At 66.4% G+C, this 26848-nt stretch carries 26 protein-coding genes; 5 read left to right on the plus strand and 21 right to left on the minus strand.

The features are described from left to right. Positions 1–137 precede the first annotated feature (137 nt). Genes BLS52_RS04545 through BLS52_RS04560 form a run of 4 tightly spaced genes read left to right on the plus strand, consistent with a single transcriptional unit; the run spans position 138 to position 3930 of the window. On the plus strand, positions 138–1049 hold the full coding sequence (locus BLS52_RS04545; protein WP_051470407.1) for a sugar-binding transcriptional regulator: 912 nt from the start codon (positions 138–140) through the stop codon (positions 1047–1049). A 58-nt stretch (positions 1050–1107) separates the two neighbouring features. Next, complete coding sequence (locus BLS52_RS04550; RefSeq protein WP_026544012.1) at positions 1108–1944, plus strand: aldo/keto reductase; 837 nt, start codon at positions 1108–1110, stop codon at positions 1942–1944. 4 nt (positions 1945–1948) lie between these two features. Then, positions 1949–2827, plus strand: a complete 879-nt coding sequence (locus BLS52_RS04555; RefSeq protein ID WP_245702688.1) for an alpha/beta fold hydrolase — start codon at positions 1949–1951, stop codon at positions 2825–2827. Next, positions 2824–3930 carry a glycosyltransferase family 4 protein gene (locus BLS52_RS04560; protein WP_090584730.1) on the plus strand — a complete coding sequence of 369 codons (1107 nt, stop codon included), beginning with the start codon at positions 2824–2826 and terminating at the stop codon, positions 3928–3930. Before BLS52_RS04555 ends, BLS52_RS04560 begins: the two co-directional genes overlap by 4 nt. Positions 3931–3947: 17 nt before the next feature. On the opposite strand, the gene BLS52_RS04565 is transcribed toward BLS52_RS04560, so the two are convergent. The 13 genes from BLS52_RS04565 to pyrR all read right to left on the minus strand — a co-directional run bounded on the left by BLS52_RS04565 (position 3948) and on the right by pyrR (position 18787). Then, positions 3948–6044 carry a primosomal protein N' gene (locus BLS52_RS04565; protein WP_090584732.1) on the minus strand — a complete coding sequence of 699 codons (2097 nt, stop codon included), beginning with the start codon at positions 6042–6044 and terminating at the stop codon, positions 3948–3950. Between the two features lie 18 nt (positions 6045–6062). Next, complete coding sequence (gene metK / locus BLS52_RS04570) at positions 6063–7277, minus strand: methionine adenosyltransferase (protein ID WP_090584734.1); 1215 nt, start codon at positions 7275–7277, stop codon at positions 6063–6065. 104 nt (positions 7278–7381) lie between these two features. Beyond that, positions 7382–8608 (minus strand): bifunctional phosphopantothenoylcysteine decarboxylase/phosphopantothenate--cysteine ligase CoaBC, encoded by a 1227-nt coding sequence (gene coaBC, locus BLS52_RS04575; protein WP_090584736.1) that lies wholly within the window; start codon positions 8606–8608, stop codon positions 7382–7384. Positions 8609–8635: 27 nt separating this feature from the next. Further along, a complete protein-coding gene (gene rpoZ, locus BLS52_RS04580; RefSeq protein WP_026544007.1) occupies positions 8636–8896 on the minus strand; it encodes a DNA-directed RNA polymerase subunit omega in 261 nt (86 codons plus the stop codon). A gap of 46 nt (positions 8897–8942) precedes the next feature. Beyond that, on the minus strand, positions 8943–9512 hold the full coding sequence (gene gmk, locus BLS52_RS04585) for a guanylate kinase (RefSeq protein WP_090584738.1): 570 nt from the start codon (positions 9510–9512) through the stop codon (positions 8943–8945). Positions 9513–9536: 24 nt separating this feature from the next. Beyond that, complete coding sequence (mihF, locus tag BLS52_RS04590) at positions 9537–9863, minus strand: integration host factor, actinobacterial type (RefSeq protein WP_090584740.1); 327 nt, start codon at positions 9861–9863, stop codon at positions 9537–9539. A 99-nt stretch (positions 9864–9962) separates the two neighbouring features. After that, the gene (pyrF, locus tag BLS52_RS04595; RefSeq protein ID WP_090584742.1) at positions 9963–10811 is read right to left on the minus strand and encodes an orotidine-5'-phosphate decarboxylase; all 849 of its coding nucleotides are present in this window, start codon (positions 10809–10811) and stop codon (positions 9963–9965) included. Positions 10812–10813: 2 nt separating this feature from the next. After that, positions 10814–14125, minus strand: a complete 3312-nt coding sequence (gene carB / locus BLS52_RS04600; RefSeq protein WP_026544004.1) for a carbamoyl-phosphate synthase large subunit — start codon at positions 14123–14125, stop codon at positions 10814–10816. Continuing rightward, on the minus strand, positions 14126–15370 hold the full coding sequence (gene carA, locus BLS52_RS04605) for a glutamine-hydrolyzing carbamoyl-phosphate synthase small subunit (RefSeq protein WP_090584744.1): 1245 nt from the start codon (positions 15368–15370) through the stop codon (positions 14126–14128). Next, positions 15367–15897: a PH-like domain-containing protein gene (locus BLS52_RS04610; RefSeq protein WP_051470403.1), complete on the minus strand. Its 531-nt coding sequence runs from the start codon at positions 15895–15897 to the stop codon at positions 15367–15369. Before BLS52_RS04610 ends, carA begins: the two co-directional genes overlap by 4 nt. A gap of 3 nt (positions 15898–15900) precedes the next feature. Beyond that, positions 15901–17220, minus strand: a complete 1320-nt coding sequence (locus tag BLS52_RS04615) for a dihydroorotase (RefSeq protein WP_090584746.1) — start codon at positions 17218–17220, stop codon at positions 15901–15903. Then, the gene (locus BLS52_RS04620; protein WP_090584748.1) at positions 17217–18215 is read right to left on the minus strand and encodes an aspartate carbamoyltransferase catalytic subunit; all 999 of its coding nucleotides are present in this window, start codon (positions 18213–18215) and stop codon (positions 17217–17219) included. Before BLS52_RS04620 ends, BLS52_RS04615 begins: the two co-directional genes overlap by 4 nt. Next, positions 18212–18787, minus strand: a complete 576-nt coding sequence (gene pyrR, locus BLS52_RS04625; protein WP_090584750.1) for a bifunctional pyr operon transcriptional regulator/uracil phosphoribosyltransferase PyrR — start codon at positions 18785–18787, stop codon at positions 18212–18214. Before pyrR ends, BLS52_RS04620 begins: the two co-directional genes overlap by 4 nt. A 98-nt stretch (positions 18788–18885) precedes the next feature. Between pyrR and BLS52_RS04630 the strand changes: the two genes are divergently transcribed. Next, positions 18886–20154, plus strand: a complete 1269-nt coding sequence (locus tag BLS52_RS04630; RefSeq protein ID WP_090584752.1) for a PrsW family intramembrane metalloprotease — start codon at positions 18886–18888, stop codon at positions 20152–20154. 33 nt (positions 20155–20187) lie between these two features. Here BLS52_RS04630 and nusB read toward each other — a convergent pair whose 3' ends face one another. The 8 genes from nusB to ruvX all read right to left on the minus strand — a co-directional run bounded on the left by nusB (position 20188) and on the right by ruvX (position 26842). Then, a complete protein-coding gene (gene nusB / locus BLS52_RS04635) occupies positions 20188–20598 on the minus strand; it encodes a transcription antitermination factor NusB (RefSeq protein WP_026543999.1) in 411 nt (136 codons plus the stop codon). Next, on the minus strand, positions 20595–21158 hold the full coding sequence (efp, locus tag BLS52_RS04640; RefSeq protein WP_026543998.1) for an elongation factor P: 564 nt from the start codon (positions 21156–21158) through the stop codon (positions 20595–20597). The genes nusB and efp overlap by 4 nt, the downstream gene beginning before the upstream one ends. 122 nt (positions 21159–21280) lie before the next feature. Continuing rightward, the gene (aroB, locus tag BLS52_RS04645; protein ID WP_090584754.1) at positions 21281–22372 is read right to left on the minus strand and encodes a 3-dehydroquinate synthase; all 1092 of its coding nucleotides are present in this window, start codon (positions 22370–22372) and stop codon (positions 21281–21283) included. After that, entirely contained in the window at positions 22362–22919 is a 558-nt protein-coding gene (locus BLS52_RS04650; protein WP_090584756.1) for a shikimate kinase, read from the minus strand. Before BLS52_RS04650 ends, aroB begins: the two co-directional genes overlap by 11 nt. Next, positions 22919–24118, minus strand: a complete 1200-nt coding sequence (aroC, locus tag BLS52_RS04655) for a chorismate synthase (protein ID WP_026543996.1) — start codon at positions 24116–24118, stop codon at positions 22919–22921. Before aroC ends, BLS52_RS04650 begins: the two co-directional genes overlap by 1 nt. Positions 24119–24149: 31 nt before the next feature. Next, positions 24150–25043 (minus strand): shikimate dehydrogenase family protein, encoded by an 894-nt coding sequence (locus tag BLS52_RS04660; RefSeq protein ID WP_245702689.1) that lies wholly within the window; start codon positions 25041–25043, stop codon positions 24150–24152. Then, entirely contained in the window at positions 25044–26267 is a 1224-nt protein-coding gene (mltG, locus tag BLS52_RS04665) for an endolytic transglycosylase MltG (protein ID WP_090584758.1), read from the minus strand. After that, positions 26264–26842, minus strand: coding sequence for a Holliday junction resolvase RuvX (ruvX, locus tag BLS52_RS04670; RefSeq protein WP_281241677.1), 579 nt, complete (start codon positions 26840–26842; stop codon positions 26264–26266). The genes mltG and ruvX overlap by 4 nt, the downstream gene beginning before the upstream one ends. Positions 26843–26848: the final 6 nt, after the last annotated feature.

Below are 26848 nucleotides of genomic sequence, written 5' to 3' on the forward strand. Positions count from 1 at the left end.
AATCACTTTGCACAAACGTGCACATGCCCCCGGAGAAACCTGTGAGCCCTGCCGCCCAAAATGGTGCCAACCGCGCAAATGTCCGCAATTCCGATCCGACGCCGCCGCGGAGCCGTGACGCCTTGCGTGCGGCCCAGATGTACTACCTCCAGGACCTGACAATGAATGCGATCGCCAGGGAATTGCGAACCTCGAGGTCCACCGTGTCGAGGCTGCTTTCCATGGCGCGCGAGACCGGACTGGTACAGATCCAGATCAACAATCCCCTTGACCGTGCGCCGGCACTCGAGCGTGAAATCCGGAACAACTTCGGTGTCGATGCACACGTGGTACCCGTGACGGATCTGGTGAGCGATTCGGACGTGCTGGACCGCGTGGCCATCCAAGCGGCCCGGACGCTCGGTCCGCTGGTTGATTCCAACGCGATCATCGGGGTTGCGTGGGGCTCGACCATCAGCGCGGTCAGCCACCACCTCACCCGCAAGGTCACCCATGACAGCACTATCGTGCAACTGAACGGTGCCGGCAATACCCAGACAACAGGAATCACGTACGCCAGCGAGATTCTCCGCAGGTTCGGCGCGGCCTACGGTGCGCGGGTTGAGCAGTTCCCCGTTCCGGCCTTCTTTGACCATGCTGAGACGAAGACAGCAATGTGGGCTGAGCGCAGTGTGAAACGCATCCTCGACCTGCAGGAGCGGATGACCATGGCGATCTTCGGCGTAGGCTCCACCGGATCCGGTATACCCAGCCATGTATACGCGGGCGGCTACCTGGATGAGGAAGACCTTGCCATCCTGCGCCGGAACCAGGTTGTCGGCGATGTGGCGACCGTCTTCTTCCGCGCAGACGGTTCGCACAGCGACATCGTGCTCAATGAACGAAGCACCGGTCCCGACCTCGGTATGCTGCAGCAGGTCCGCAGGCGGATCTGCGTGGTCTCGGGCGAGTCGAAAATCAATGGACTGCGCGGCGCACTCGCCGCAGGACTTGCCACGGACCTGATTCTTGACGAACGCTCGGCCCGAACGCTGGTGCACAACAGCTAGTCCGACGCGCGCGGCAGGACCCTGCATCTGCGCCGCCGCCGCTCGGTAGAGTCAGGGTATGCATAAACCCGGCAAGGTATCGCTTTCCAACGGTGTGGTCATGGACCGGTTGGGGTATGGCCTCTACAAGGTGCCCGCGGATGAGGCACACGGGCTGAGTACACTCGCGCTCGAGGCAGGATACCGGCTTCTCGATACGGCGGCGATGTACGGCAATGAGGAAGGCGTGGGCCGCGCGGTCAGGGACGCGGTGGACGCCGGCTACGTGGACCGGAGCGATATCTTTGTCACCTCCAAGGTATGGAACGACAGCCACGGCTACCGTGCCACCCACGAAGCCTTCGACGAATCCCTCAAGCGTCTCGGTCTCGATTACCTCGACCTTTACCTGATCCACTGGCCGTGTCCGGGCAGGGACCTGTATGTCGATTCCTGGCGGGCGCTCGAGGAGCTCTACGCGAGCGGTCGCGTGCGCGCCATCGGAGTGTCCAACTTCCAGCGCCACCATCTGGAGAGGCTACTGACCGAGACGGAAGTTGTCCCGGCCGTCAACCAGATTGAACTCCACCCGTTTCTCCAGCAGGAAACTCTCCGGAAGTTCAACGCAGAACACGGAATTCTCACTCAGGCGTGGAGTCCGTTGGGTCGCGGAACACTGCTCAACAACCCCACCATCACGCATATCGCGGCCAAGCACCGCCGGTCTCCGGCGCAGGTTGTCCTCCGCTGGCACCTTCAGATCGGAGGCACCGCGGTGGTCAAGGCAAGCTCCAGGGACCGGATCGTGGAGAATCTGCACATTGAGGACTTTGCCCTCGACCCGGTAGACCTGATTGCCATCGCACAGCTCAACTCGGATACGCGCGTCGGTTCCCATCCGGATCGGGTCAACTGAGGTGGTGTCGCTCACCCGCGCCGCTGATGTACGGACAATCCGGATGGACGGCGGCCTTCGACGGTTCTGGGACTTCCCCGCGGTGCACAGCACCGCAGAGGGCCCGGCCATCTTCATGGTGCACGGATTCCGCGGCGATCATCACGGACTGCTGCGCATCGTCGAGGCGCTCCCGGAACATCGGGTTCTCGTCCCTGATCTCCCCGGCTTCGGGCAGTCCGATCCCCTGCAGGGAACACACGACGTCGCCGCTTACGCTGCCTTTGTGCGGGGCGGTGTGGACCGGCTCGCACTCGGGAGCCGGACTGTGCTCCTGGGCCACTCCTTCGGTTCCATCATCGCCGCCAGGGCGGCGGCCGATGCCCCGGATGCTTTCTCCTCGCTGGTCCTGGTCAACCCGATCAGCGCCCCGGCGCTCGAGGGATCAAGCCGGATGGCTACGCGCCTGGCCGAACTGTACTACCGGGCGGGCGGAGCCCTGCCGGAGGGCGCAGGCCAGGCGCTCCTGCGCAACCGGCTGATCGTACGGGCCATGAGCGAGCTGATGGCGAAGACCGGGGACCGCCGCCTGCGGCGCTGGATCCACGCCCAGCACAGGGCCTACTTCAGTGCGTTTGCCTCACGCGAGGTTGTGTTGGAGGCATTCACCGCGTCGATCACCGCCACGGTCCGCGACAGCGCTTCCAGCCTCAACCTGCCCGTCCTGCTGATCGCTGCGGAGAAGGACGATCTTGGGACCGTCGAGACGCAGCGTGGACTCGCAGCGTTGATCCCCGATTCCACCCTCGTGGTCCTGCCCGGGGTAGGGCACCTCGTCCATTATGAAAAGCCCGATGCTGCTGCAGCGCACATCACCGACTTTGTGAAGTCGAGGGTCCGATGAGGGTCGTGATCGACGCGCGGTTCACCCGCACAGACCACCATGACGGCATCAGCCGCTACGGCGCCAGCCTGATCGAGGCCCTCTCCCACCGTGCCGACGTGACCATGCTCATCCACGACCGCCGCCAGCTTGCACTGCTGCCGCAGGTACCGCACGTGATGATCAACAGTCCCCTCTCCCCTGCTGAGGTCTTCATCGCCCGGCGGATCAACGGCCTCCGGCCGGACGCCGTGTTCTGTCCGATGCAGACCATGGGCTCGTTCGGGCGCCGCTACCCGCTGGTGCTCACCCTGCACGACCTCATCTACTACCAGAACCGCACGCCCCCGGGGTTCCTTCCGCTGCCCGTCCGCGTCCTCTGGCGGCTGTACCATCTCGCGTACTGGCCGCAACGGGTCTTGCTGAACCGGGCGGACGTTGTTGCCACCATCTCGGAGACCACCCGTGCCCTGATGCAGCAACACCGGTTGACGCGCCGCCCGATCCGCATTGTGGGCAACGCGCCGCAGCCGGGCATGGTGCCCCGGTCCGCCGGACCCGCGCCGGCAAGGACCCTGCTCTACATGGGTTCCTTCATGCCCTACAAAAACGTGGAAACCCTCCTGGCAGGTATGGCGGGGCTGGACGGTTACACGCTTCATCTCCTGAGCCGGATCACCCCGGAGCGGCGGCGCGAGCTGGAAGCGCTCATACCCGCCGGCGCAGAGGTTGTTTTCCACAATGGAGTGAGCGATGACGACTATGATCATCTGCTGCGCTCCGCCACCGCCCTGGTGACGCTCTCCCGCGCCGAAGGGTACGGACTACCCGTCATTGAGGCGATGGCAGTCGGCACCCCGGTCATCGCCGCCGACACGCCGATCTTCCGCGAGGTGGGGGGCAGCGCGGCGCTGTATGTCGACCCGGACTCCCCCGCCGGGTTCAGCAGGGCGGTCCGCACACTCGACGATCCGCGCCGCTGGGAGGCTGCCTCAGAGGCCGGCCGAGCACAGGCCGGCAGCTACACCTGGGAGAAATCCGCTGATTCACTCCTCGCGGCACTGGAGGAAGCCGTTCAGGCCCGGGGAAGCGCGCCCCGTCCAACGCGCTGTGAGGGCCACTGACTTTCGAGAGTCACTGACTAGAGAAGCTCGGCAGCGTCCACCCGGACATGGACCGGTTCGCTGGTTCGCCGGGCCGACAATGATGCCCGGCGCGACCGCAGGGCACCCACCACCTCCGCAGCGTCCCGGTAGCGGAAGAACAGCAGGGTGCGATGGGATCCCGCCGCGGACTGCTGGCCCGGCTTCTGCGCCGGCGGAGGACCTGCCGCGTCCCGCACCGCGGTGGGCCCCACAACCCTGCACGACGGCGGCAGCTGAAGACCGTCGATGAATACGGCCAGTGCCTCCAGTGAGCCGGTCAACGCCGCATACCGGACAGCCGGCGGCAGTCCCAGGTCAGTTCTGACCGCCAGTTCGCGCGCAGCCGCACCGTCCGGGTCCCAGCGGACGAGGTGACCGGCAGCGACGTCGTCGTCCGCGGTGACCACCACCACCCCACCGGCAGACGCCGGACGGGCAAGGACCGCTGCGTTGAACCAGCGCTGGAGGGTGGCAGCAAGAGCGCGCAGGGATTCCCGGCCGAGGAGGGCGTTGCCGTCCAGCAACAGCACGGCGGCATACCCGGAGGCAACCACCGGCTCGGCACCCGGGGTTGCCACAACCACCCGCGGTGAATCATCAATCCGGTCGATGATGTGGTCCCCGGACGAGGACACGACGACGGCCCCGGGGAAGGCCCGTCCCAGCTCCTCCGCGGTCCGCGCGGCGCCGCTGACTGTCGAGCGGAGCCGTCCTCCCTCGCAGTTGAGGCAGCGCCACCGGTGCTCGGGCCGGCCGCACCAGCGGCATGCCACCGCGGACCCGCGCCCCGACTGCGCCAGCGGCCCGGCGCAGTGCCGGCAGCGCGCAGGTTCCCGGCACTCCTGGCAGGCCAGCGCCGGCGAGAAGCCGGTACGCGCCACCTGGATCAGCACCGGTCCGCGCTGCAGTCCATCGCGGGCCGCACGCCACGCTACGGGAGGAATCCGCACCTGGTGGGTCAGCGGCTCGTGCTCGGCGTGGAATGTGTCGGCTGAATGCTGGACGCGGGGGGTGAGCCGGCGCGTGGTCTGCCGGTCCGCGGAGACGGACCGCGCCCAGCCCGAGTCGACCAGCCGCTGGGATTCGACGCTTCGCGACGGCGCCGCGAAGAGCAGGCCGCAGGACTGAAGTTCGCTGCGCAGCAGCAGCACGTCGCGCACGTGCTGGTAGGGGGCACGCGGTTCACTGTGGGAATCGTCGCCGTCGTCCCAGAGGCACACCAGCCCCAGATCGCGTACCGGCGCGTACGCGGCGGACCGGGTTCCGACCGCCACGCGCACGTCCCCGTGCAGCAACCGGAGAAAGCTGCGGTATCGCGGGGTGGGCCCGTCCTCGGCTGTGAGCCGCACAAAAGCGTCGGCGCCCAGGCGGTCCCGCAGGGCCTCCTCGACGCGGGCCAGATCGCGCTGGTCCGGAACGACGACGACGGCGCCCCTCCCGCCTGACCAGACGGCGTGGACCGCCTCGGCAATTTCAGCCGGCCACCCGGCCGGCCCGTAACCGCCGAGGGTGGTCAGGACGGCACGGGGACTCTCACCCGCAGCCAGCCTCGCCGGGAAGGACCCCCCGTTGGCGTAACGGGCGTACAGGGACGGTGGGGCACCTCTCCCCGGGGTCGGTGCAGGAGCGGTATCGGGGGCGGCCTGCGGGCTGCCGGCGCTGAATTCCTTTTCCACCCGAGCCACCCGCGGGGGCACCGCCGATCGGAGGACGTCGCTCGTTGAGCCTGCATACCTGGCCGCCACGGCCTCGGCCAGGGCCAGTATCTCCGGGGTAACAACCGGCTGGTTGGACACCACCCGCGCCAGGGGCAGCAAACGTGCCGGGCTGTCCGAGACCGCGCGCCGCTCGACGAGGAACGCCGCGTGCTCCCGCCCGGCGAACCGGACCTTGACCCGGGCACCCGGCACCGCGTCGTCGTCGTACTCCGCCGGGACCAGATAGTCGAAGGGCCGGTCCAGATGCGGCAACGGTGAGTCGATGATCACCCGGGCGACCGGAAGCGTGGCCGCGACAGGCGATTTCCCGCGCGGCGCAGCGGAGGCGGTAAAGCCCTGCAGCAGGGACAGCTGCTGCCCGTGATCGGAACTCATCGGCTCGAAGCTGACCTGCTAGGCGTTGAAGTAGCTCTTGAGCTCGTCAGTTCGGTCGGTCAGTTCCCAGTTGAAGCCCTCCCCCTCGCGGCCGAAGTGGCCGTGGGCGGCGGTCTTCTGGTAGATCGGCCGGAGGAGGTCAAGAGAGTTGATGATGGCCAGGGGGCGCAGGTCGAAGATGTCGTTGATCGCGGAACTGATCGCGGCAGGATCCACCTGCTCGGTTCCGAAGGTCTCAACGTAGATTCCCACCGGCTGCGCCATGCCGATCGCGTAGGCGATCTGGATTTCAGCACGGCGGGCGAGCCCTGCCGCCACCACATTCTTGGCCACCCAGCGCATGGCGTAGGCCGCCGAGCGGTCGACCTTTGACGGATCCTTGCCGCTGAACGCCCCGCCGCCGTGGCGGGCCATTCCGCCATAGGTATCCACGATGATCTTGCGACCGGTCAGCCCCGCATCCCCCACCGGACCGCCGATGACAAATTCACCGCCGGGATTGAGAATGTGCCGCACGTTCGAGACATCCAGGTGCGAGGTGGCCAGGACCGGGGTGATCACATGTTCAACGAGATCGGCGCGGAGGGTTTCCAGCGCTACTCCCTGCGCGTGCTGGGAGGAGATCACAACTGAGTCCACGCTGACCGGCTTGTCCCCGTCATAGCCGACGGTGACCTGGGTCTTTCCATCGGGGCGGAGGTAGCCCAGCGTGCCGTTCTTGCGGACATCGGTAAGCTGCTCGGACAGCCGGTGGGCCAGCCAGATGGGCGTCGGCATCAGCACCGGTGTCTCGTCGCTGGCATAGCCGAACATGATTCCCTGGTCTCCGGCACCCTGCGCATCATACGGATCGGTGCTGGTGCCTTGACGCGTCTCCAGGGAGGTGAAGACGCCGGACGCGATCTCGGGCGACTGCTGCCCGATGGACACCGAAACACCGCAGCGTGCGCCGTCGAAGCCGTTTGCGGATGAGTCATAACCGATCCCGAGGATGGTCCGGCGGACAATCTCCGGAATTTCCACATAGGCTTCCGTGGTGACTTCACCGGCCACGTGGACCAGACCGGTGGTCACGAGGGTTTCCACCGCTACGCGCGACCGCGGATCCGCTTCGAGCAGCGCATCCAGAATACCGTCGCTGATCTGGTCGCAGATCTTGTCTGGATGGCCCTCAGTCACCGATTCCGAGGTGAACAATCGCAAGGCAGGGCTAGGCGTATGGGGTGAATTCACGTGATCACTCTACTTGGTCGGGTGCTGTATCTGGCTGGTTGTGTGACCGGGTGCTACAGCGGGACGGCGGCTCCCGAAGGAGGACCGGGGGCGGCGCCGGGGTGCTACCCGGCGCTCCCGAGCGCCAAGGCAACCCGGCTTACAACCACTTCTGCAATGCGGTTCTTGCTTCCGCTCACGGTCTCCGGTTCGGCGCCGCCCGCGTCAAGGATGGTTACCTCAGTGGAATCCTGTCCGAAGACGAGCGACCGGCCCACCCGGTTCAGGACCAGTTGGTCGCAGCCTTTGCGCTTGAGCTTGGCCAGCCCGTGCGCAAGCGGCGTGGCGTCGCTGTCCCCGGTTTCTGCGGCAAATCCGACGATCACGGCGGGGCCGCCCGACGAACCGCGCTGCTGAACCACTTCGGCGAGGATATCCGGGTTCCGGGTGAGGGTGATGACCGGGTTCTCACCGTCGTCGCGCTTCTTGACCTTGGTCTCGGAGACCGAATCGGGCCGGAAATCGGCGACAGCCGCTGCCATGATCAGCGCGTCCGATTGCGGGGCCAGCCTGAGCGTTGCCTCCCGCAGTTCAGCGGCCGTCTCGACAGTGGTGAGCTCCACGCCGTCCGGCGGCTGCACGTCCATATGCGCGGCGATGAACCGGACGGTCGCGCCGGCGGCGAGTGCCGCCGCTGCCAGTGCCACACCCTGTTTTCCGGAAGAGCGGTTGCCGAGGAACCGGACCGGGTCAAGCGGCTCACGGGTGCCGCCCGCTGTGATGGTGACGGTGCGTCCGGTGAGCGGGCGGTGCGCCGGGTCGCCGCTGCTGGACGCCGTCCTGAGCGCCGCCGCGAAGATGGCTTCCGGCTCCGGGAGCCGGCCGGGACCGCTGTCTGTCCCCGTCAGGCGGCCGACGGCGGGCTCCAGCACCACTGCACCGCGTCCCCTCAGCGTGGCGACGTTGGCCACGGTGGCGGGGTGCTGCCACATTTCCGTATGCATGGCCGGTGCAAAGAGGACAGGTGCCCGGGTCACCAGCAGGGTTCCCGTCAGCAGATCATCGGCTCGTCCCGCGCTGGCGCGGGCCAGGAGGTCAGCGGTAGCTGGAGCCACCACCACCAGGTCCGCTTCCTGGCCAAGGCGCACATGGCGCACCTGGTCGACGGCATCAAAGACACTGTTGCTCACAGGATTCCCCGAGAGGGCTTCCCAGGTGGCGGTTCCCACGAAGCGCTGGGCGGCTTCGGTGGGAATGACTGTCACGTCATGGCCGGCCTCGGTGAACAAACGCAGGAGGGACGCCACCTTGTAGGCGGCGATCCCTCCTCCAACTCCCAGGACGATACGCACGTCGGTATTCTGCTGACCGGCCGGAAATTACTCCGAGGCTTCAGCCGGGGCCGCGACGAGCATGCCCTCGTTGATCTCGCGGAGGGCGATGGACAGCGGCTTCTCGTTCAGCTTGGTCTCGACCAGCGGGCCGACGTACTCAAAGAGGCCCTCATGGAGCTGCGAGTAGTAGGCGTTGATCTGGCGCGCGCGCTTGGCACCGTAGATGACGAGGGCGTACTTCGAATCCGACGCTTCCAGCAGGGAGTCGATCGGCGGGTTGATGATGCCTTCGGGCTGAGTAGACACAAAATCTCCAATAGTAGCTGGGCCGTAAGGGTACCGTGCACGCAGGTCAGTGCGAGTGCGCGGTCAGGCCCATCAATGAAACAAGCTCATCTGCTGCGCGCTGGACGTCGTCATTAATGACCGTGTGGTCGAATTCCGACTCGGCAGCAAGTTCCAGTTTAGCGGTTTCGAGGCGCTGCTGTTGCTCCTCGGGTGTTTCAGTGCCGCGGCCGATAAGCCTCCGCACCATTTCCTCCCAGGTTGGAGGTGCTAGAAATACGAAATTCGCCTCCGGCATGCTCTTCTTGACCTGCCGCGCACCCTGCAGGTCAATCTCGAGAAGGACGGCTTTGCCGGCCGCCATGGCCGCGTTCACGGTGCGTCTGAGCGTGCCGTACCGGTTGCGCCCGTGGACCACGGCCCATTCCAGCAGTTGGCCGTCTTCCACGAGGGCGTCGAACTCCTCGGAGGAGACGAAGTGGTAATGGACTCCGTCCACTTCGCCGGGGCGGGGCGGACGGGTGGTGGCCGAAACCGACAGCTCCACTTCGGGATAGTTGTCGCGGATGTAGGTCGACACCGTCCCCTTGCCTACAGCCGTTGGGCCCGCAAGTACGGTCAGCCGCGGCTGATTCACGAATACTTCCTTCTCTAGTTGCGATTACTCGCTTCGGTGGTGCTTCAAGTGTTCCACGAGGGCCTTGCGCTGGTGGACGCCCAGCCCGCGCACCCTGCGGGTCGCGGCGATGCCGACCGTCTCCATGATTCCGGCCGCCCGCTTCTCCCCCACCCCGGGTAACGCCTTCAGCAGGTCCAGGACTTTCAGCCTTCCGACTGCATCCTCGTGGCCGGCGCCGTTGATGACTTCGTCCACGGTGATCTCACCGGACTTCAGGCGGGACTTCAACTGCGCCCGCACTGCCCGGGCCGCCGTGGCCTTTTCCCGTGCCAGTGTACGTTCGCTATCAGTGAGGGGCTTCAGGCTCACGCGGGCTCCCTGGGCAGTTGTTACCGTCGGCCGTGCACCGGCAGTTCCGGATCTGGAGTTTGGGCTTGCACTGAACCTATCTGCTCGGCTGGCTGAAAATCAATCCATTCCAGGGCCCGCGTCGCCGGCCAGGCCCAGTGAACGCTGGGTGGCGGCAACGGCTGCCCGCAGCGCCGCTACGGCCGGACCGGCGCTGAGAATCTCCCTGCTCGAGTTCGGCAGGACAACACCGGAGGTGCCTGCGAAGGTGCTCTCGAGTTCCCCGCGCCCGGCACCCTGCGCGCCCACCCCGGGCGCCAGAATGGGGCCGTTGAACCCGGCCAGGTCCAGCCCCAGCTCCCGCACGGCTGGCCCCGTGGTGGCTCCGATCACCAGGCCCACTGAGCCGGGCACACCGCCGTCGTTCTCTGCGGCGGCCGCCTGCACGATGCGGCGGGCCACGGAATTCTCCCCACCCGCATGCTGCACCGACGCACCCTCCGGATTGGAGGTCAGGGCCAGGACAAACACGCCCCGCCCGGTTTCACGGGCGGCCGTCAGCGCCGGACGCAGGGATTCGAAACCCAGGTAGGGACTCAACGTCAGGGCGTCTGCCGCCAATGCCGAACCGTCGCGGAGCCAGGCGTCGGCATAGCCGGCCATGGTGGACCCGATGTCGCCGCGCTTGGCATCGGCGATGGTGAGGACCCCGCTCTCAGTGCCGCGCGCCAGCAGCCGCTCCAACGCCGCCATGCCCCGGGAACCGTGCCGCTCAAACAGCGCAACCTGCGGCTTGATGACTGCCACGTGGCCCGTTACTGCCTCGAGAACGGTGGCGGAGAACCGGTCAATCCCATCCGGTGTATCCGGAAGCCCCCACGCTGCGAGCAGCGCGGGGTGCGGGTCGATTCCCACGCAGAGAGTTCCGAACCGCCCGACGGCGTCGGCCAGCCGGATACCGAACGTCACCGCTAGCCTCCGACCGGCGCGGTGGCGTCTTCACCGCGGATGGCGCGGGCGTGGTCCTGGAGGCTGGTGACCGACCACTGGTAGGTGCGCAGGGCCTCGATGGCCTGGACGGCAGCGTTGAACTCGGCGACCGTGGTGATGCACGGGATGCCGATCGAGGTTGCCGCGGCCCGCAGCTGGTAGCCGTCGCTGCGGGCTTCGCCGCCGGAGGGTGTGTTGAAGACCATGTCGATCTCGCCGGCGACCACCAGGTCGGCGATGGTGCCCTCACCCTCGGCGCTGCTGCCTTCGGCGACCTTGCGTACCGGCGTCGCCTGGATGCCGTTACGGCGCAGGACGTCCGCGGTTCCGCCGGTGGACACGATCTCGAAGCCCAGGTCGGAGAGCCGCTTGACGCCCATGATCACCGAACGCTTGTCACGGTTCGCCACGGAGACAAACACCTTGCCCTGCGTGGGCAGGGCGTTGTTCGCTGCCGCCTGGCTCTTCGCGAAGGCGGTGTCGAAGTGCCGGTCGATTCCCATGACCTCGCCGGTGGAGCGCATCTCGGGACCCAGCAGGGAATCCACCACCGTGCCTTCCGGGGTGCGGAAGCGGCTGAATGGCAGCACAGCTTCCTTCACGGACACCGGGGCGGAGAGCGGCAGCCGGGAGCCGTCGCCGGTCTCGGGCAGCATCCTGTACGCGGTGCGGAGCTGGTGGATGGTGACGCCGGTTCCGATCAGCGCCGCAGCCTTCGCCATCTGGACGCCCGTCGCCTTCGAGACAAACGGCACGGTGCGGGACGCCCGCGGGTTCGCTTCAAGGACGTACAGCACATCGGAGGCCAGTGCGAACTGGATGTTGATGAGGCCGCGCACGCCCACGCCCTCCGCGATGGCCCGGGTGGCCACACGGACCCGCTCCAGCACGTCGGTGCCCAGGGTGATCGGCGGCAGCACGCAGGCGGAATCACCGGAGTGGATACCTGCTTCCTCGATGTGCTCCATGATGCCGCCGAGGTACAGGTCCTTGCCGTCGAACAGCGCGTCGACGTCGATCTCGACGGCGTCTTCCAGGAACCGGTCGATCAGCACCGGGTGGTCGGGGGTGATCTCCGTGGCGTTGGAGATGTAGCGCGACAGATGTGCCTCGTCGTACACGATTTCCATCCCCCGCCCGCCGAGCACGTAGGACGGACGGACGAGCACCGGGTACCCGATCTCATCGGCAATGGCTTTGGCGTCCTCGAAGGAGACGGCAGTGCCGTTCTTCGGTGCGATCAGTCCGGCTTCGGCCAGGACGCGGGCGAATTCGCCGCGGTGCTCGGCCAGGTCGATGGCTTCCGGAGAGGTTCCGAGGATCGGGATTCCGGCGTCGGCAAGGGCCTGCGCAAGCTTCAGCGGGGTCTGCCCGCCCAGCTGCACAAAGACTCCCATCACGCCGCCGGTACGCTCCTCCGCCGCGATGACTTCAAGCACGTCCTCGAGGGTGAGGGGCTCGAAGTAGAGGCGCGTGGAGACGTCGTAGTCGGTGGAGACGGTCTCGGGGTTGCAGTTGACCATCACCGTCTCGTAGCCGGCCTTGCGCAGCGCCATGGTGGCGTGGACGCAGGAGTAGTCGAACTCGATGCCCTGTCCGATGCGGTTCGGTCCGGAGCCGAGGATGATGATCGAGGGCTTGGCGTGCAGGCCCACCTCGTCCTCCTCGTCGTAGGACGAGTAGTGGTAGGGCGTGTACGCGGCGAATTCGGCGGCGCAGGTGTCCACCGTCTTGAAGACCGGACGGATGTCCAGGGCATGCCGCACCCCCCGGACCACGGCCTCCGGAGTATGGGTGAGCAGTCCGATCTGTTCGTCGGAGAAACCGTGCCGCTTCGCAAGGCGCAGTGTGTCGGGTTTGATTCCTTCTGCCCGGACCGTCGCCGCCACCTCGTTGAGGAGGACCAGCTGGTCCAGGAACCAGGGATCAATACCGGTGGCCTCGTACAGTTCCTCGACGCTGCCGCCGCCCAGCAGTGCGCGCTGCACCTGCGAGAGGCGTTCCGTCGTCGGGCGCTTCGCCGCCTCGATGAGCTCAGGCACGTCGTACTCGCTGACGGAGTCGAAGGTCAGCTGGGAACCCTTCTGCTCGAGGGAGCGCAGCGCCTTCTGCAGTGCCTCGGTGAAGTTGCGTCCCATGGCCATTGCTTCACCGACGGACTTCATGGTGGTGGTGAGGGTGTCGTCCGCGGCGGGGAACTTCTCGAACGCGAACCGCGGGACCTTGACCACCACATAGTCGAGGGTGGGCTCGAACGAGGCCGGGGTCTGGCGCGTGATGTCGTTCGGGATCTCGTCCAGGGTGTAACCGAGGGACAGTTTGGTGGCGATCTTGGCGATCGCGAAACCGGTTGCCTTCGACGCCAGGGCGGAGGACCTGGACACGCGGGGGTTCATTTCGATGACGACGACGCGTCCGGTGCCGGGCTCCACGGCGAACTGGATGTTGCAGCCGCCGGTGTCCACCCCAACCTCGCGGATCACGGCGATGGAAATGTCACGCAGGCGCTGGTATTCCCGGTCGGTCAGCGTCAGGGCGGGGGCAACGGTGATGGAGTCGCCGGTGTGCACTCCCACCGGGTCGAAGTTCTCGATGGAACAGACGACGACGACGTTGTCATTCTTGTCGCGCATCATCTCCAGCTCGTATTCCTTCCACCCGAGGATGCTCTCCTCAAGCAGCACCTCGCTGGTGGGGCTGTACTGCAGGCCCTGACCGACGATGCGCCGGAGGTCCTGCTCGTTGTAGGCGAGGCCGGAGCCGAGGCCGCCCATGGTGAAGGACGGGCGCACCACCATCGGGTAGCCGAGGTCCTCGGCCGCGCCGAGTGCCTCATCCAGGGAGTGGATGATCGCTGAACGGGCGGATTCGGCGCCGCACCGTTCGACGACGCCCTTGAACTTCTCGCGGTCCTCGCCGAGTTCGATCGCCGCGATGTTGGCGCCGATGAGCTCAACACCGTATTTGTCGAGCACACCGTTCTTGTCGAGCGCGATCGCGGTATTCAGCGCCGTCTGGCCGCCCAGGGTGGGGAGGATCGCGTCGGGGCGCTCCTTGGCGATGATCTTCTCGACCACCTCGGGGGTGATCGGCTCGACGTAGGTGGCGTCGGCGAACTCCGGGTCGGTCATGATGGTCGCCGGGTTGGAGTTGACGAGGATAACCCTCAGTCCCTCTTCCTTCAGCACGCGCAGCGCCTGGGTTCCGGAGTAGTCGAACTCGGCGGCCTGGCCGATGACGATGGGCCCCGATCCGATGACCAGGACGGAGGTGAGGTCGGTTCTGCGGGGCATCTAGTTTTCTTCCTGCGCGTGGGTGGGAGCTTTGGAGACTTCGGAAGCATCAAGGTCGTCGGAGCCGTCGCCCGAACGTGCAGCGTCAGCCATGAAGTCGATAAACCTGTCGAACAGGTAGGCGGAGTCATGCGGACCGGCTGCCGCTTCCGGGTGGTACTGGACCGAGAACGCCGGCAGGTCAAGGCACGCCAGGCCTTCAACGACGTCGTCATTGAGGCACACGTGGCTGACCTCTACCCGCCCGAAGCGCTCCTCGGGAGCCGTAACCGGGCCGTCAAGCGGCGCATCAACGGCAAATCCGTGGTTCTGGCTGGTGATCTCGACCTTGCCGGTGCGGCGGTCGAGCACGGGCTGGTTGATGCCCCGGTGTCCGTAGCGCAGCTTGTAGGTGCCGAACCCTAGTGCGCGGCCGAGGATCTGGTTGCCGAAGCAGATTCCGAAGAACGGCTTCTTCGCGTCGAGGACCTTCCGCAGCAGCGCCACCTGGGCATCGGCGGTGGAGGGGTCTCCCGGCCCGTTCGACATGAAGACGCCGTCCGCTCCCACTGCCACGACGTCGTCGTAGGTTGAATCCGCGGGCAGGACCACCGTGCGGACCCCACGCTGGGCGAAATGTTTCGGGGTCATCGCCTTGATTCCGAGGTCAAGGGCGGCAACGGTGAACCGGGGCTCGCCCTCCCAGCCGTAATCGGAGGGTTCGACGACGTAGCGGGAGTCGATGCTCACTTCCTCCGCGAGCCTGGAGCCTTCCATGCCCCGCTGGCCGTTCACCGCGGCAACGAGCTCGGCGTCAGTGCGCGCGGCGTCGGCGCCGGAGAAGATGCCGGCCTTCATGGCTCCGCGCTCACGCAGGTGCCGCGTGATGGCGCGGGTATCAACGCCCTGGATTCCCACGACGCCCTGTTCGATGAGTTCCTCGTCCAGGCTCTTCTCGGACCGCCAGTTCGACGGACGCCTCGCCGGATCGCGGACCACGTACCCTGCAACCCAGATCCTGCGCGACTCCGCGTCCTCGCTGTTGACCCCGGTGTTTCCAATATGCGGGGCGGTCTGGACCACGAGCTGTCGGGCGTAGGAGGGATCGGTGATGGTCTCCTGGTAGCCGGTCATTCCGGTAGCGAAGACGGCCTCACCGAGCGCCGTGCCCTGCGCACCGTAGCTGCGTCCCCGGAAGGCCCGGCCGTCCTCAAGGACCAAAACCGCAGCGGCACCGGTTCCTGTTACTGGCGCGTTCTCTGTCACTGTACTTCCTTGCCTGTGGGGTGGATGAGGGGGTCTGTGTCTTCGATCAGCGCGCTGATCGAGGACAGGAGCGGCGTCTTGTCGGCGGCATAGCGGGTGCGGAAACCCGTGTCGAAGGAGTGTGCATCCTGTACCCAGGACACCACGATCAACCCGTCCTTTTCGACGAACTTCCCGGCGATGCCGCGCTCGAGCCGGACACCGGTGAGGTTCTTCCTCGGGATGTAGACCTCACCGGCGCCGGAGCGGTCAAAGAGCAGTCCGTGTGGGTACACGGCAGCAGTGGCTGTTGCCTTGTTTCCCAGACCGTGCGCGGTGACGCGGTCCAGCCAGTCGCCGCCGGAAGTGGTCACCACATACTGGCCTTCCGCGGCGTAGAGCGGCGCTCCCGGATCCCCGGGGGGACCGGCCGGAGCCGGCACTTCCTGCTGCCGCCTGACGCGGTTCCGCCAGCCCAGCGCCATGAGCCCGACCAGCAGCACGATGACACCCACTGACAGCACGACGGCGGTTGTTGCTACGTCCACGCTTCAGTCCTTCTGCGCATCTGGATGCGGTGCATTAAGCCGCCCTTCCAGCACGGTGGGGTGCCCGGCGAAGAAGGTTGCGACGACGGCGCCCGGCAGTTCGAGGCCGGCGAAGGGACTGTTGCGGCCCTTGGTTGCCATTTTATGGGGATCGACTGTCCATCGCGCCGCCGGATCCACCAGTGTGAGATTTGCCATCTCGCCCGCCTCAAGCGGCCTGCCCTGGGTCTGGACCCGTCCAATACGGGCGGGGAGGACCGACGTCGCCTCGGCGAAGCGGGACCAGTTCATCAGCCCGGTGTCGATCATGGTGTGCTGCACCACCGACAGCGCTGTCTCCAGGCCGGTCATCCCCATCGCGGCCTGCGCCCATTCGCATTCCTTGTGCTCTGAGGGGTGCGGCGCGTGATCGGTCCCGACCACATCGATGGTTCCATCAGCCAGCGCCTGGCGGAGGGCCGTGACGTCGTCGTCCGTGCGCAGCGGCGGATTGACCTTGTACACCGGGTTCCAGGAACGCACCAGCTCGTCCGTCAGCAGCAGGTGGTGCGGTGTGACTTCCGCCGTCACGTTGACGCCGCGCTGCTTGGCCCACCGGATGATTTCGACGGAACCGGCGGTGGACACATGGCACACGTGGAGGCGGGAACCCACGTGCTGGGCCAGGAGCACGTCCCTGGCGATGATGCTTTCCTCGGCCACTGCGGGCCAGCCGGCCAGACCGAGCACGGCTGACACTGCGCCCTCGTTCATCTGCGCCCCTTCGGTGAGGCGGGGCTCCTGCGCGTGCTGGGCCACAACGCCGTCGAACGCTTTGACGTACTCGAGCGCGCGGCGCATCAGCACCGGATCCGAGACGCAGATTCCGTCATCGGAGAAAACACGGACCCCCGCACGCGACTGCGCCATGGCACCGATCTCCGCGAGCCGCCCCCCTGCCAGGCCAACGGTGACGGCGCCCACGGGACGCACATCGACCCAACCGGAGCGCCGCCCGAGTGCGTGGACCTGCTCCACCACTCCGGCGGTGTCGGCAACGGGCATGCTGTTGGCCATGGCATGGACGGCGGTGTAGCCGCCCAGCGCAGCCGCCCGCGTACCGGTTTCGACGGTCTCGGCGTCTTCCCGGCCGGGCTCCCTCAGGTGGGTGTGGATGTCGACCATTCCCGGCAGCAGGACCAGCCCGGCGGCGTCGACGACGGCCGCGTCCGCAGCGGACAGGGAACGCCCCCGCTCAGCAATGCGTCCGTCTCTGATCAGCACATCGACGCCGCCCTCACCGGCCGCGGTGGTGGCGCCCTTGATCAGGTAACTGGTGCTCATACTCTTGCCTCCTGGGCTGGGGTAGGCTGCGCGGAGTCATCGCCGGACAGCAGCAGGTAAAGGACGGCCATCCGTACCGACACGCCGTTGCGTACCTGGTCCAGGACTGTTGACCGGGACGAGTCAGCGGCCGCCGAGGAAATTTCGAGGCCGCGGTTCATCGGACCCGGATGCATGATGATGGTGTCCTTCGCCGGTGACGCTTCAAGAGCGGCCAGCCGTTCGTCGTCGAATCCCCACGTGCGCGCATATTCACGCGTCGAGGGGAAGAATGCGGCGTTCATCCGTTCTCCCTGAACGCGGAGCATCATGATGGCGGAAGGGTGCGTCGCCAGCACTTCGTCCAGGTCGAAGCTGACTTTGCACGGCCAGCTTTCGATGCCGACCGGAAGCAGGGTGGGGGGTGCCACCAGGGTCACCTCGGCGCCGAGCGTTGTGAGCAGCCACAGATTGGAGCGGGCCACCCGGGAATGCAGCACGTCTCCGACGATCGCAATGCGAAGTCCGCTGAGGTCTTCGCCGAGCGAGGTCCGGCCTGCAATCCTGGACCAGTGCCGGCGCAACGTGAAGGCGTCCAGCAGCGCCTGCGTGGGATGCTCGTGCGTTCCGTCGCCTGCGTTGATCACGGCGGCGTCGATCCAGTCGGAAGCGGCGAGCCGCGCGGGAGCCCCCGACGCCCAGTGCCGGATGACCACGGCGTCGGCGCTCATCGCCTCAAGTGTCTGCGCCGTGTCCTTGAGCGATTCACCCTTCGAGACGGAGGAGCCCTTGGCGGCGAAGTTGATGACGTCGGCGGACAGCCGCTTTGCGGCCGCCTCGAAGGAGATGCGGGTGCGGGTCGAGTCCTCAAAGAACAGGTTCACCACCGTGCGCCCACGGAGCGCCGGAAGTTTCTTCACTTCCCGCTCGCCGACGACGGCCATTTCCTCGGCTGTGTCGAGGATCCTGATGGCATCGGCGGCTGTCAGGCCGTCAGTGGACAGGAGGTGCTTCATGCCGGACCTTCAATCACAACTTCGTCAACGGCGTCGACCTCGCTGATCCGCACCCGGACCTTCTCGGCGGACGAGGTGGGGAGGTTCTTTCCCACATGGTCGGCGCGGATGGGCAGTTCGCGGTGGCCGCGGTCGACGAGCACTGCGAGCCGGACGATCCGCGGCCGCCCGATGTCGACGATTGCGTCGAGCGCTGCCCGGATGGTGCGGCCGGAGTAGAGGACGTCGTCCACCAGCACCACAACCTTGTTGTCGATGCCTGCCGGAGGAAGCCTGGTGGGTCCGGGCGGGCGCGTGGGGTGCCTGCGCAGGTCATCCCGGAACATGGTCACGTCAAGACGGCCGACCATGCGCTCGGGATCCGCTGCGGGGTCGGTGCGCGCAATTTTGGCCGCCAGTCGCTGGGCCAGGGGATATCCGCGGCGGGGAATGCCGAGAAGCACGAGGTCTTCAGAGCCCTTGTTGGCTTCGATGATCTCGTGGGCAATCCGGGTCAGGGCCCGGTCAATGTCTGCGTCACCGAGGACCGTGCGGAACACGGAGCCGCCGGATCCGGGACTGGGTACACTCATGGAACACTCCTCCTTCTCCGCCTCACAGGACGGCCTTTAAAGGGGTTGGCTGCGCGTTCAAAGCTATCACAGGCATCAGCCGCACCTATCCTGTGGAGATGAGTATGAACTCCGGGCGGGGCCATGCCGGACGCGGGAACCACGTTCCGCCGCACCTCCAGCCGCCGCTGGGCATGTGGCAGCAGGTTCAGGACGGGCCCCCGGTGCCTCCGCCCGCCCGCCCTTCGGCCGGTCTTCGTCCCACCGGAAGGAAGTGCTCGCACCCGGTCGGTTCCACCGTCGTCAACGCGTTGCTGATTATCGTGGCGGGTCTGGTCCTGGCCGGGGTTGCGGTGCTCGTCACTGCCCAGCTCGGCACCGCGGCCCTTGTTCTCTGCGCCGCACTCGCGCTCGTACCGTTGGGCATCTGTCTCGCAGGTATCCGCTGGGTCGACCGGTGGGACCCTGAACCCCGCGGAGCTCTCGTCTTCGCTTTTCTGTGGGGTGCGGGAATGTCCGTGGCGGTGACGCTCCTCTTCGGCCCTGCTGTCACGGCGCTTCTCAGCGCGGGGCTGGACGGGGCGAGCCCAGACGTCGTGGGTCCGGTGTTCCAGGCACCGCTCGTGGAGGAGATTGCGAAGGGCCTCGGTGTCCTCGTCCTCGCATTCTCGCGGCGCACGCACTTCGACGGTCCGGTCGACGGGATTGTGTACGCGGGTACGGTCGCGGCCGGGTTCGCCTTCACCGAAAACATCCTCTACTTCGGATCGGCGCTCACGGACCCCGCAGGGCTCGGTGGACTGATCACGGTATTTGTCATGCGCGGGATCTTCTCACCCTTTGCCCACGTCATGTTCACCGGAGCACTGGGCTTTGTCCTCGGGGTGGTCCTTGCCAAGCGCCGCACGGGCGGGCGGCTGGTTGGGGCATTCCTGGTCGGTCTTGTTCCCGCCATCGCCGGCCATATGCTGTGGAACGGCGGACTGGTGGTCGTGTTCACCGACTTCTTCTCGTTCTATTTCCTGGTGCAGTTGCCATTGTTTCTCATTGTGATCGCGGTGGTGCTCGGGCTGCGCCGCGCGGAACGGGCCGTGACGTACCAGCGCCTCGCGGAATACTCCGCTTCCGGCTGGCTCACCGACCGGGAGGTGGAGATGGTGGCCTCGCCCGGCGGACGGTCGTCTGCTCTCGCGTGGGCCGCGCGGGTGGGTGCCGCGCCGGCCATGAAGCGCTTCATCAGCATCGGCGTGCGGCTCGCCTTTGTACGCCAGCGGCTACGGGCCGGCCACGCAGCCGCGACTGATCCGCAGCTGGAGCTCCAGCTGCTCCACGACCTCGATGCAGCCCGCGGGGAAATCATCTCCGCCGCGTCGGCGCGCCGGTTCTGAGTGTCCGGCGCGCGGAGCGCTCAGCAGGCGCGACTACGCCAGTAGTGTGGGCTTGAGCTGCTGCAGACGGCCGAGCAGCCCGTTGATGAACGCGGGCGATTCATCCGTGGACAGCATGGTGGCCAACTGTACTGCTTCGCTGACCGCCACGGTATCCGGAACATCCTCGTTGTACAGGAGTTCCCAGGCGCCGACGCGCAGAATCATGCGGTCGACCGCCGGCATCCGGTCCAGCGTCCAGCCCTGCGAATAGGTGCTGAGGAACTCATCGATCTGAGCGCCGTGCGCCATCACGCCGTCAATAATCTCGACGGAGTACTCATTGATCACGGTGTCGGTCTTCTCGCGCCGGCCGCGTAGGGCCTCCAGCGGAGATACCGACCGTTGCTCGGCCTCGAACAGGATGTCGAGCGCCCGACGCCGTGCCTTGCTGCGCGCACTCACTCGTTGACGCGTCCCAGGTACTCACCGGTGCGGGTGTCTACCTTGACCTTGGTGCCGGTCTCGAGGAACAGCGGAACCTGGATTTCGTAGCCGGTTTCCACCGTGGCCGGCTTGGTGCCGCCGGTTGAGCGGTCACCCTGCAGGCCCGGCTCGGTGTACGTGATTTCGAGAACGACAGACGGCGGGAGCTCCAGGTACAGCGCTGACCCCTCATGCATGGCGATGGTTGCCATCTGGCTCTCGAGCATGAAGTTCTCGGCGTTGCCCACGGTTGCCCCGGGCACGGTGATCTGGTCATAGTCGGTCGTGTCCATGAACACGAAGTCGTCGCCGTCCTTGTACAGGTACTGGTAGTCGCGGCGGTCCACCGTGGCGGTCTCGATCTTGAGCCCGGCATTGAAGGTCTTGTCGACAACTTTGCCGGAGAGGATGTTGCGCAGCTTCGTGCGGACAAACGCGCCGCCCTTGCCCGGCTTCACGTGCTGGAATTCGAGCACGTTCCAGAGGTTCCCCTCGAGCTTGAGGACAGTGCCGTTCTTGATGTCGTTCGTGGTGGCCACGGATTCACTTTCGTCGATTGACTGATGGTTGGCTTACGTTGCAGCAGGCGCAGTACCGAAACCATTGCGCGTGTGCCCGCCAAAAGACCAGAGACCAGTCTACCCTGCCCGCCGCGGCCTGCTCAGGACGCGATCTCCTGGTAGGCAGCGAAGAGCAGCGAGGTGTCCGGCACCTCGAGGATTCCGGGACGCGCGAGGCCATCGAGCACCACGAAGCGAAGCAGGTCGCCTCGAGCCTTCTTGTCGCGCCGCATACCGTCCAGGAGAGCTGCCCACCGGTCCCGGCGGTAGGTCACCGGGAGGCCGAGGGATTCAAGAATGGCCCGGTGCCGGTCTGCCGTTGCATCGTCGAGACGGCCGACCATGCGGGAAAGTTCCGCCGCGAAGACAAGCCCCACGGAGACCGCCGCGCCGTGCCGCCAGGAGTACCGTTCCGCCAGTTCGATCGCGTGGGCGAGCGTATGGCCGTAGTTCAGGAACTCCCGCCGGCCGGACTCCTTGAGGTCTTCGGAAACCACGGCGGCTTTCACCGCGATTGCGCGTTCCACCAATTCGCGGACCACCTCGCTGGAGGCATCCCTGACGGCTTCCGGATTCGACTCCACCAGCTCGAGGATGCGCGGGTCGGCGATGAATCCGCATTTGACGACCTCGGCCATGCCCGTCACCAGTTCATTGACCGGCAGGGTCTGGAGAGTGTCCAGATCCGCGAGAACACCGGCCGGAGGGTGGAAGGCACCGACCAGGTTCTTCCCTTCCGCCGTGTTGATCCCGGTCTTGCCGCCGACGGCGGCGTCCACCATGCCGAGCAGCGTGGTGGGCAGATGCACCACCTTCACTCCCCTCAGCCACGTGGCGGCAACAAAACCGGCGACGTCGGTGACAGCGCCGCCGCCCACCGCCACGATCGCGTCAGAGCGGGTGAAATCGTTCTGGCCAAGAACCTGCCAGCAGAACGCGGCCACCTGGATGTGCTTGCCCTCCTCGGCATCGGGTATCTCCGCGGTGACCGCGGTGAGGCCTTCTGCTGCAAGCTGCTCCCGCACGGTGTCCCCTGTCGCGCGCAGGGCGCGCGGGTGAATGACCAGCACGCGCCGGACACGCTCACCAAGCAGCGGCGCAAGCCGGTCCAGAAGCCCCCGCCCGACAACGACGTCGTAATTCTCTGACGGAGCACTGCCCGTAACACGGATGGCGGTAGGTTCAGCGGTCATTGCCGAGGGTCCCTTCTTCTGTTCGGAAATGGTGGCGTAGCTGGTCTTCAAGCCGGCGGACAACAACGTCCGGAGCGGCGTTCCGCGTGTCGACGGTAGCGCTCGCCAGGGCTTCGTAGAGCGGGCGCCGCTCCCGGTCGAGCCGCGCCCAGGTCTCGGCAGCGCCGTCCGCCAGCAACGGCCGCCCGGTATCGCCGGAAAGCCGCGGAAGGACTGTGGCGAGGTCAGCATCCAGGAAGACCACACATGCTTTCTTCAGGAGCCGCCGGGTTCCTTCGTCCAGAACCGCCCCGCCGCCGAGGGACACGACAGCGCCTCCACCTGCTTCTGCCAGGACTTCCGCAACCACCTGGGCTTCGATCCGGCGGAACCCGGATTCGCCGAGCTCGGCGAAGATGGCTGGAATGGGTCCGTTCCGCTCGGCTATGACCGCGTCAGTGTCGAAGAAACGCCAGCCATGCCGCGAAGCCAGCCGCCGCCCCACCGTCGATTTGCCGGTGGCCATCAGGCCGATGAGTACCAGCGGTCTGTCAGCCGCCGGCAGCATCAGGGCGTGACCGAGTTCAGCGACGCCGGAATGTTCGCCAGGTAGGACTCGAGGTTCCGCCTGGTTTCCGTGATCGAGTCACCGCCGAATTTCTCCGTCACCGCCTCTGCAAGGACCAGGGCAACCATCGCTTCGGCGACCACACCGGCTGCAGGGACAGCGCACACGTCGGAGCGCTGGTGATGTGCCTTGGCGGCGTCGCCGGTGCTGACGTCGATTGTCTGCAGGGCACGTGGAACGGTGGCAATCGGCTTCATCGCCGCCCGCACCCGGAGGACGTCGCCGATACTCATCCCGCCCTCGATTCCGCCTGCCCGGTTGGTGGCCCTGCCGATCCGGCCGCTTTCCGCCCGCACGATCTCATCATGGGCAGCGGACCCCCGACGGCGCGCGGTCTCGAAACCATCGCCGACCTCGACACCCTTGATCGCCTGGATACCCATCAGCGCAGCGGCCAGACGCGCATCAAGGCGGCGGTCCCAGTGCACGTAGCTCCCAAGCCCCGGCGGGAGTCCGTAGGCAAGGACCTCGACCACGCCCCCCAGGGTCTCGCCCTCCTTGTGCGCGGCGTCGACCTCGGCGACCATCGCGGTGGAGGTTTCACGGTCGAAGCAGCGCAGCGGATCCTCATCCAGTGCCAGAACATCGCGGGGCCCGGGAAGCTCTGCGCCTTCCGGCACCGCTACCGACGCAACAGCAACGGTGTGGCTGAGGAGCTCGATGCCCAGCGCGGAGAGAAACCGGGCTGCTACGGTCCCCAGTGCCACCCTGGCGGCGGTCTCCCGCGCACTGGCGCGTTCCAGGACAGGGCGGGCCTCATCGAATCCGTACTTCTGCATACCGGTGAAATCTGCGTGACCGGGACGCGGCCGCGTCAGCGGCGCGTTGCGCCCGGACTCCTGCAATGTTCCGGGTTCCACAGGATCGGCGGACATGACCTGCTCCCACTTCGGCCACTCGGTGTTGCCTACCTCAATGGCCACGGGGCCGCCCTGGGTAAGGCCGTGCCTCACTCCCCCGATGATGCGGACCTGGTCCTGTTCGAACTTCATCCTTGCGCCCCGGCCGTACCCGAGCCGCCGGCGCGCCAGGGCAGCCTGAATGGACTCGCTGGCGACCTCGACGCCTGCGGGCATTCCCTCGATGATTCCAACCAGAGCAGGGCCGTGGGATTCCCCGGCCGTCAACCAACGCAACATACGTCCATCCTGCCACGGGCTGCGGACGTCATCAGCGCCGGGGAGCCCCCACAGCGTCACACATCACATTTATGACAGCGGTCTCGTCCCTGAAGACGTCCCCGGCAAAGAGCTTCACCTGCGCAACGGCCTGGTACAGCAGCATTTCGAGGCCGGGAACGATCACACCGCCGCGCTCTGACCAGGCGGCGGCCAGGGCACTGGGCCAGGGGTCGTACGCAACGTCCAGCAACACCCGCGGCCCGGACGATGCTTCGCTTGCCATGAAGGGTTCGGACAGCAGGGATCCAGCCAGCCCGTCAGCGCCGCGGGGCGGCAGTGTCGAGATGACCAGCTGGGAGGCCCCGCAGAGTCCGGCTGCGGCAGCGAATTGCCGAAGCTCAACGGTAATGCCCAGCCTGCGGCCGGTTTCCACGAGCGGCGCGGCTTTCTCCGGAGTCCTCACGCAGACGTCGACCCGCTCGACCCCCATGCTGGCCAGTGCCGCCAGCGCCGCTGCAGCGGTGCCCCCGCCGCCAAGGATCAGCGCCCGCTGCGGGTGCGCGGCACCCGCCTGGCGGACCGCCCGCACAATACCCTCGACGTCGGTGTTGTAACCCACCAGGCGTCGTGAATCCGTCTCCCCCACCGCGAGCACGGTGTTGATCACGCCGAGCTCCCTGACACCGGGGCCGACACTGTCCATGTGGGGCAGCGCCGCGGCCTTGTGCGGCATGGTGACCGAAAGCCCCCGCCATGAGGGTTCCCGCCTGAGCTCCGACAGGAGGCTCCCGAGCGATTCCGGGGGCGTGTCAATCGCCGTATAGCTGCAGTCGAATCCCAGATAGGCGTAGGCTGCGCGGTGCAGGCGCGGGGATTTCGAGTGCGCGATGGGATGACCTGTGACGCCGGCCCGGTAACGGGCCGGCGTCAGGTCGGGAACCACCTATTCGCACCTTCCGGCGTTGTCGGCGCACCATTCCTGGTATTCCTGGACGTAGACGGCGTGCTCGGCCAGCGTCTCGGAGAACTTGGTTTCGCCGGTGTCGAGGTCGACCGTCACCCAGTAGTAGTAGGGAACGTCAGCCGGGTTGACCGCCGCCTCGATTGCTTCCGCGCTCGGAGAACCGATCGGTCCGACAGGCAGGCCCTCAATGGCGTAGGTGTTGTACGGATTGGACTTGTCGGCCTTTTCCTCGTCCGTCAGGTTGTAGCTCTTGCGGTCGAGTCCATAGGTGACGGTGGCATCCGACTGGATCAGTCCGTTTGTCTCCGTGTTGTCCGGACCCAGCCGGTTCATGATGGCACCGGCCACCTGTGCATAATCCGCCTGTCCTGCTTCAGCCTGGACAATACTGGCGATCGTCAGAATGCGGTACTGCTCATCCGGGTCGGTGACGCCGGCCTCCTCGAGAGCGGCCTTGGTGTTGTCCACCATCTGCTGGATCACTTCGGTTGCCGTGATGTCGAGGTCGAACCGGTATTCGCCCGGGTAGAGGTAGCCTTCGAGGCTCGGCGACTTCTCCGGGATACCGAACTGCGTCGGGTCCTCAGCGAGAGCCTCGAATTCTTCACGGGGGATCCCCGTCGATTCAGCCAGGATGTCCAATACCTCGTTCTGCCGGAGGTCGCGGGCGACAGCCGCGTAGTAAACTCCGGCGCCTCCCTCGGCGAGCAGCGCCTTGGCTGCCTCCGCGGAACTCATCTGGTATTTCATCTCGTAGTCACCGGGCTGAATCACGCGGCCGTCAGCCTCGGCCGCAAGCGCGTTGAGGAACTCATCAGCACTCGCCACGATGTCCTGTTGTTCGAGTTCGTTGCCCACGATGAGCGGGCCCGCACCTGCCTCAACCGTGAAGGTCACGGAGCCGGTGCCAGGACCGGCGTAGTCGGTGACCTCACCGACTCCGAGGAGGTTCCTGAGGAACATCGCTGCGCCGAACACGACTCCCACGAAAAGGAGCACCACGACGAGCATGACGATGGTGCCCCGCCTGCGGCGACGCTGGCGGGCCTTGGACGGCCGCCTGGTCCGGCGGGAGGGCACATCCGCCTCGAAAAATTGCTCGACAGGCTCAGGATGCACGGGGTGGTGCTCCTCGTAGTAGTCGTCCGGATGCTTCTCAGCTCCATGATCGGCTGCCGGGAAAGGAGGATGACGATGGCTCACTGCTCCTCTTTCCTCCCACTGTAGGTTTGCGTAATTTCTGACTCCTCGGATGAGGCCGACGACGGGTGGTCAAGATTCCGCCGCCGATGCTGAACGACCGGCTCCCCCACATCCCGCTCAAGACTGCGTTGCGTGTCTATGGCATGTTGGAGTATCTCCACAGCTGCCACCTGATCTACCACCTTACGGTGTTCGCGACTGTTCAAGCCAGCCTGCCGGAGCGACCGGTGCGCTGACACGGACGACAACCGCTCGTCAATGAGCCGGACCGGAACGTCCAGTCCCGCCCCGGAGAGTGCTTCGACGAGTGCGGCTGCATAGTCTCGCGCCATGGCCGTGGAAGCGGATTCGGTTCCGCTCAGATTGCGGGGCAACCCGACGAAGACTTCAACGGCCGACAGGTCCTCGATGTTCCTGAGCAGCAGCCGCAGGTCCCTGTTCTTCCGGGAGTCCCGGTTGAGGGTGCACACCGGCGTCGCGATCAGGCCGTCCCTGTCGCACGCTGCAACTCCAACGCGGACCATGCCGACGTCGACGCCGATCTTCACGCCGCGCGGGTATCCTCCGGATGCCACCGACGG

It is taken from the genome of Arthrobacter subterraneus (assembly GCF_900099735.1).
Classification (GTDB): domain Bacteria; phylum Actinomycetota; class Actinomycetes; order Actinomycetales; family Micrococcaceae; genus Arthrobacter_D; species Arthrobacter_D subterraneus.